Origin of the sequence: Kocuria kalidii (genome assembly GCF_044462225.1) — a bacterium.
Lineage (GTDB): Bacteria > Actinomycetota > Actinomycetes > Actinomycetales > Micrococcaceae > Kocuria > Kocuria kalidii.
In genome coordinates this window covers 1-6,557 of the sequence record NZ_JBISWJ010000024.1, presented here as the reverse complement: position 1 = coordinate 6,557, position 6,557 = coordinate 1, and the positions used below count along the sequence as shown (strand labels likewise).

Here is a 6,557-nt window from a genome sequence, read left to right as displayed (position 1 = left end):
GCCCGGTCCGCCGCGGCGCCGCACCCGGTCCTGCCCCGTCCGCAGCAGCGGCGGCAGGGCGATGAACAGGACGATCAGGGACTGCACGACCAGGACGATGTCGATGTTCGTGCCGGTCATCGACTGCATGGTCACGCCACCGGCGCGGAAGGCCCCGTAGAGCAGCCCCGCGAAGAACGTCCCCCACGGCCGGGACCGTCCCAGCAGGGCCACCGTGATGGCGTCGAAGCCGAAGGACGCCGCGACGCCCACGGTCAGCGCCCGCTCGGTGCCGGAGATCTGCGCCACGCCCGCGAGGCCCGCGAGGGCGCCCGCGAGCAGCATGACGACGACGAAGCCGCGCGTGACCGAGATCCCGGCGGTCCGCGCGGCGCGCGGGTTGGCGCCGACGGCGCGCAGCTCGAAGCCGATCGTGGAGCGCTTGAGCAACCAGGCGATGAACACGGTCGCCAGGACGGCGAGCACGAACCCCCAGTGCAGGCGGAACTGGTCGCCCAGGAGCGGGGGGAACATCGCGGTCCCGGCCACCTGGGGGCTGATGGGGTTCGCGGAACCGGGGCGCAGGAACGCGGGCTGGGTCAGCAGCCAGGCCACGAGGTTGAGCGCGATGTAGTTGAGCATGATCGTGAGGATCACCTCGTGCGCGCCGGTGCGGGCCTTGAGCAGGCCGACGATCCCGCCCCACACCGCCCCGCCGGCGGCGCCGGCGAGGATCACGGCGAACAGGTGCACGCCGGCCGGCAGCTGCCAGCTGAAGCCGACCCAGGCGGCCAGCGACGCCCCGACGAGCAGCTGCCCCTGGGCGCCGATGTTGAACAGCCCGGCCCGGAAGGCCACGGCCACGCCCAGCCCGGCCAGGACCAGCGGGGTGGCCACGGTCAGGGTCTCCGTGAGCGGATAGACGCGCTGGACGAAGGTGCTGCCCTCCGGGTTGTACACGGCCCCGTAGAACATGGCCTCGTAGGCGGAGGACGCGGCGGCCCACATCGCCGTGAGCGTGTCACCGGGGCGGGCGAAGAAGTAGCCCGCCGCGTCGGCCACACGGTCGTCGGTCAGGGCGATGAGCAGCCCCCCGAGCACCAGGGCGGCGACGATCGCGAGCACGGACTGGAGCGCGGACCCGAGCCACGCGGGCCGGGCGTCCTCGGGCGCGGTGGTCGCGGGCACGGGCTCCCCGGGCGGCGGCGCCTTCTGCTGGTCCGCGGCCGCCGGGGCCGCTCCGGTGGCACTCATGCCTGCTCCTTCGTCTGCTGCGCGGCCGCGTGCGGCCCCGCGGTCGGCTGCTCGGTGCCCGGCTGCCCGGTGGTGTGCCGGCGGGAACCGGCCGCGCGGGCCTCCTCGGCCGTGGCGCCGGCCATCATCTGTCCCAGGACGTCGCGCGGGGTCTCGGGGCCCACGATCCCCATGATGCGGCCGTGGAAGAACACGGCGATCCGGTCGGCGAGCGCGTAGACCTCGTCGAGCTCGGTGGAGACGATGAGGACGGGCACGCCCTTGTCCCGCTCGGCGACGATCTGCTCGTGGATGAACTCGATCGAGCCCACGTCCACGCCGCGGGTGGGCTGCGAGGCGAGGAACAGCTCGAGGGGGCGGGAGAGCTCCCGCGCGAGCACGACCTTCTGCTGGTTGCCGCCGGAGAGCGTCTGCACGGGGGCGTCCACGGACGGCGTGCGGACGTCGAACTGCTCGACGGCGCGGCGGGCGTTGGCCTGCACCTCGCCCAGCCGCAGGGACGGTCCGCGGGAAAAGCGGTCGTCGCCGTAGAGGTCCAGGACGAGGTTCTCGGCGACGGTGAACGGGCCGACGAGCCCGTCCGTGGAGCGGTCCTCGGGGACGAAGCCGACGCCTGCCTCCAGGACCTGGCGCACGGACCTCCCGAGGAGCTCCCGGCCGCCGAGCCGGATCGAGCCGGTGGCCCGCTCCCGCAGGCCGAGGATCGCCTCGGCCAGTTCCGTCTGCCCGTTGCCCTGCACCCCGGCCACCGCGAGTATCTCCCCGCGGGCCACGTCGAAGGTGACGTCGTCGAGCAGCTTCACGCCGCTGTCCGCGACCACGGTGAGCCCCGTGACCTGCAGGGCCCGCTCCCCCGGCACGGCGTCGTCCTTGCTGACGGTCAGGGACACGTCGCGGCCCACCATGAGGGCCGCGAGCTCGGAGGTCGAGGCCTCGGAGGACGTCTGCCCCACCACCCGGCCGCGGCGCACGACCGTGATGACGTCGGAGATCGCCCTCACCTCCCGGAGCTTGTGGGAGATGAACAGGATCGACCTCCCGGAGGCGCGGAGCTGGCGCATGATCTCGAGCAGCTCGTCGGTCTCCCGCGGGGTGAGCACCGCGGTGGGCTCGTCGAGGATGAGGACCTGGGCGTCCCGCACGAGGGCCTTGATGATCTCGACGCGCTGCTGCACCCCCACGGGCAGGTCCTCCACGACGGCGTCGGGGTCCACGTGGAAGCCGTACCGGTCGGAGATCTCCCGGATCCGGCGCCGGGTGGTCTCGAGGTCCAGCGCCGCGCCCTTCGTGCTCTCCGCGCCGAGGGCCACGTTCTCCGCGACCGTGAACACCGGCACCAGCATGAAGTGCTGGTGCACCATGCCGATGCCGGCGGCCATGGCGTCCCCGGGGCCCCTGAAGGACACCTCGGCGCCGTCCACGAGGATGCGGCCCTGCGTCGGGCGGTACAGGCCGTACAGGACGTTCATCAGGGTCGACTTGCCGGCCCCGTTCTCCCCGAGCAGGCAGTGGATCTGCCCGGGCTCGACGACGAGGTCGATGTCCTCGTTGGCCGCGAAGGCACCGAAGCGCTTGGTGATGGACTGCAGCTCGAGCTTCATGGTGGTCCTCCTCCTGGGCCGTGCGCGGCCCCGGGCGGGCCGGCCACCGCCGCCGGCGGGGCCGCAGCCGGCGGCGGTGGGCGCGGTGGTGGCCGGCGTCCGGGGTCAGGCCTGCGGCGAGCTCTCGGACTCGACGGTCACCGTGCCGTCGATGATGTCCTGCCGCAGCTGCTCGACCTCGCCGGCGAGCTCCTCGCCCACGGCCTCCTCCTGGTCGTGGTAGGGCGCGATGCCCACGCCGTCGTTCTCGAGGGTGCCGACGTACGGCTCGTTGCTGAACTCGTCCTCGGCGGCCGACTCGACCACGTCCTGCACGGAGGTGCTCAGCTGCTTGAGCACGGAGGTGAGCTGGTACTGGTTGCCCTGCTCGAGCGTCTCGTAGCCGTCGGCGTCGACCCACACGAAGCGGACCTCGTCCGCACCGCCGTCGTTGGCCTCCACCACGGCGTCGAGGGTGCCCAGGGCGGCCTGGCCGGCCACCGGCAGGATGATGTCGGCGCCCTCGTTGATGAAGTTCTGCGTGGCCGTCTTCGCGGCGGAGCTGTCGGTGAAGCTGTTGACGAACGTGCCGTCCTGGGCGTCCTTGTCCCAGCCCAGCAGCTGGACGTCCTCGCCCTTGGTCTCGTTGTAGTGCTCGATGCCGTCGGCGAAGCCGTCCATGAACACGGTCACGGTGGGGAACTTCTGGCCGCCGTAGGTGGCGACCGTCCCGGTCTCGGTCGTGCCTGCCGCGACGTAGCCGGCGAGGAACGCCGCCTCGGCCGTGTTGTAGACGAGCGGCTTGACGTTGGGCAGGTCGATCGAGGCGTCGTCCACGATCGCGAAGTCGGTGTCCGGGTTGGCCTCGGCGACCTCCCGGGTGGCGTCCGCGAGGGCGAACCCGACCGACACGGTCAGGTCGCAGCCCTGCTGGACCATGGAGTTGAGGTTGGGCTCGTAGTCGGTCTCCGCCTGGGACTGGGCGTCGCGCACCTCGATGCCCATCGACTCCTCGACGGCCTGCAGGCCCTCGTAGGAGCTCTGGTTGAACGAGCGGTCCTGGAAGCCGCCCTCGTCGGAGACGATGCAGCCGGTGAAGTCGGTGGCCTGCTCCTGGGCCTCGCCGCCCTCCTCGGGGGCCGAGCCGCAGCCGGCGAGGACGAGGGCCGAGACGCCGAGCAGCGCGGCGGCGGAGAGCGGGCGGGGTCCTCGGGGCGTCCGGGGCGAGAAGGTCATGGTTCCTCCAGGAGACGGTCGTGACCCGGCAGCGGGCCACGGGTCGTGTCCACGCGGGTGGCGTGGCGTGGTGCCATCCTACCCACGGGTAGTCCCGGGGGGCCGGAGGCGGGCGTCAATCCGTCGCGACGTCCGGTCGTGTCTCCCGGGAGTGCAGCCGGATGGCGCGCAGGGCCGTGTTCGTCATGACCTGGATGCCGCAGCCGATGGCCGCCTCGTCCGCCACGTAGTCCGACTGGTGCAGGTCGTGGGTGTGCCCGCCGCGGGTGCGCGTGCCCAGCCGCATCATCGCCCCGGGGACCTCCTGGAGGAACCACGCGAAGTCCTCCCCGCCCATCGACTGGTGCACCAGCACCACCGCGTCCTCGCCGAGCTCGGCACGGGCGGCGTTCTCGATCAGGGTGGTCTCGACCTCGCCGTTGACCACGGGGGGCACACCGCGGATGTGCTCCAGGGCCACGTCCACCCCGTAGGGCGCCGCGACCTGGTGCACCACCTCGTCGAGCAGCGTGCCCGCCCGGTGCCAGGCGTCGGCGTCGAGGCACCGCATGGTCCCGGACATGAAGCCCGAGGCGGGGATGGCGTTCGGGGCCACGCCGGCGTGCATCTGGCCCCACACCACGGCCACCCCGGAGCGGACGTCGATCCGCCGGGAGAGGACGGCCGGGACGTTGACGGCGATCTGGGCCATCGCGTAGACGAGGTCCTGCGTGAGGTGGGGGCGGGAGGTGTGGCCGCCGCGGCCGGTGAAGTCGATCCGCACCGTGTCCGAGGCCGAGGTGATGGCGCCGATCCTGGTGCCCACCCGGCCGACGTCGACCTTGGGCTCGCAGTGCAGGGCGAACATCCGCGGCACGCCCTCGAGGACGCCCTGGCGCAGCACGGTGAGGGCGCCGCCGGGCAGCTGCTCCTCCGCGGGCTGGAAGACGATCCGCACGGTCCCGGCCATGTGGGCGGTGCGGTGCAGGTCCGCCAGCACCTTGGCCACGCCCACCATCACGGTGGCGTGGATGTCGTGGCCGCAGGAGTGCGCCACGCCGTCGTTGACGGAGGAGAAGTCGAGGCCCGTGCCCTCGTGGATCGGCAGCGCGTCGATGTCCGCCCGCAGGCCCACGGCGATCGGCCCGTGCCCGATGTCCACGTAGCACCCGGTGTCGGTGAGCCGCACCGGGGAGAGACCCATGTTCTCCAGGGCGCCCACGATCCGGTCCGTGGTGCGGAACTCCTGGTAGGACAGCTCCGGGTGCCGGTGCAGGTCCCGCCGGAAGGCGATCAGGTCCGGCAGGTACCGCTTGAGCAGGGGGCCGATGGCGGGCGGGAGGCCGGCCTCCAGGGCCGCGGCGGGAGATGGCGCGTCAGGCATCTGACCAGACTACTCCCGGGTGCGCACGGCCCCGGCCGTTTTCAGAGCACGTCCGTGTTGCCGCGCTGCTTCAGGGAGGCCACGGCGTCCTTGACCCGCTGGGCGTGCTCCCGGGTGGTCACCAGCAGCGCGTCCGGGGTGTCCACCACGACGATGTCCTCGACCCCGATCAGGGCGATCAGCCGGCCCGTGTCCGAGACGACGATGCCGCTGGAGCTGTCCGAGAGCACCCGGCTGTTGTCGCCCAGGACCGTCACGTCGGGATCCGTCTCGGGATCGACGTGGTTGAGCCGCCGGATCGCGGCGAAGTCCCCGACGTCGTCCCAGGTGAAGCTCGCCGGGACCATGGCCACGTCCCCGGCCGCGGCCGCGGGCTCGGCCACGGCGTAGTCGATCGCGATCTTCGGCAGCCCGGGCCACACCCGGTCCACGACCTCGTCCTGGGCCGGGGTGCCCCAGGCCTCGGCGATCTCGCTCAGCCCGGCGTGCAGCGCCGGCTCGCTCGCCGCGAGATGGCGCAGCATCAACGACGCCGGGGCCACGAACATCCCGGCGTTCCAGGTGTGGTTGCCCCCGGCCACGTACTGCCGGGCGGTGTCCTCGTCGGGCTTCTCGACGAACTCCTCGACGCCCAGCGCGTTCGGCGCCCCCGGGATCCCCAGCGGGGCCCCGGCCCGGATGTAGCCGAACCCGGTGGCCGGGGAGCTCGGCGGGATCCCGATCGTCACGATCCGTCCCGTGGCCGCGGCGGTCACCGCCTCCCGCACGGCGTCCTGGAAGGCCCCGGCGGGCTCGATCACGTGGTCGGCGGCGAAGGAGCCGACGATCGCCTCGGGGTCCCGGCGCTGGACGAGCATGCAGGCCAGCCCGATGGCCGCCGCCGAGTCCTTCGGGGAGGGCTCGAGCACGAGGTCCTCCGCCGAGAGCTCCGGGAGCTGCCGGCACACCGCCGCGGCGTGCGTGCGGCCGGTCACGACCATGACGCTGCCGCCGCCGAGCCCGGCGAGCCGGTCGTAGGTGGCGCGCAGGAGCGACGAGCCGGAGCCGGTGAGGTCCAGCAGGAACTTCGGCGCGTCGGCCCGGGACAGGGGCCAGAGCCGGGAGCCGACCCCTCCGGCAGGGATGAAGGGGTGGAAGTGGGCGAG

Annotated in this window: 5 protein-coding genes; all 5 read right to left on the bottom strand. The window is 72.9% G+C overall.

The window, feature by feature from the left end; genetic code table 11:
* The coding region (locus ACH9D3_RS03880; protein WP_396409924.1) for an ABC transporter permease subunit at nucleotides 1–1,233 on the bottom strand (1,233 nt) is incomplete at its 3' end.
* The gene (locus ACH9D3_RS03875) at nucleotides 1,230–2,834 is read right to left on the bottom strand and encodes an ATP-binding cassette domain-containing protein (RefSeq protein WP_396409923.1); all 1,605 of its coding nucleotides are present in this window, start codon (nucleotides 2,832–2,834) and stop codon (nucleotides 1,230–1,232) included. The genes ACH9D3_RS03880 and ACH9D3_RS03875, both read right to left, overlap by 4 nt.
* Before the next feature lie 105 nt (nucleotides 2,835–2,939).
* On the bottom strand, nucleotides 2,940–4,049 hold the full coding sequence (locus ACH9D3_RS03870; RefSeq protein ID WP_396409922.1) for a BMP family ABC transporter substrate-binding protein: 1,110 nt from the start codon (nucleotides 4,047–4,049) through the stop codon (nucleotides 2,940–2,942).
* 115 nt (nucleotides 4,050–4,164) lie between these two features.
* Nucleotides 4,165–5,412, bottom strand: a complete 1,248-nt coding sequence (locus ACH9D3_RS03865; protein WP_396400347.1) for an amidohydrolase — start codon at nucleotides 5,410–5,412, stop codon at nucleotides 4,165–4,167.
* A 41-nt stretch (nucleotides 5,413–5,453) separates the two neighbouring features.
* Nucleotides 5,454–6,557 (bottom strand): sugar phosphate nucleotidyltransferase (locus ACH9D3_RS03860; protein ID WP_396409921.1); only part of this gene is annotated, 1,104 nt, incomplete at its 5' end.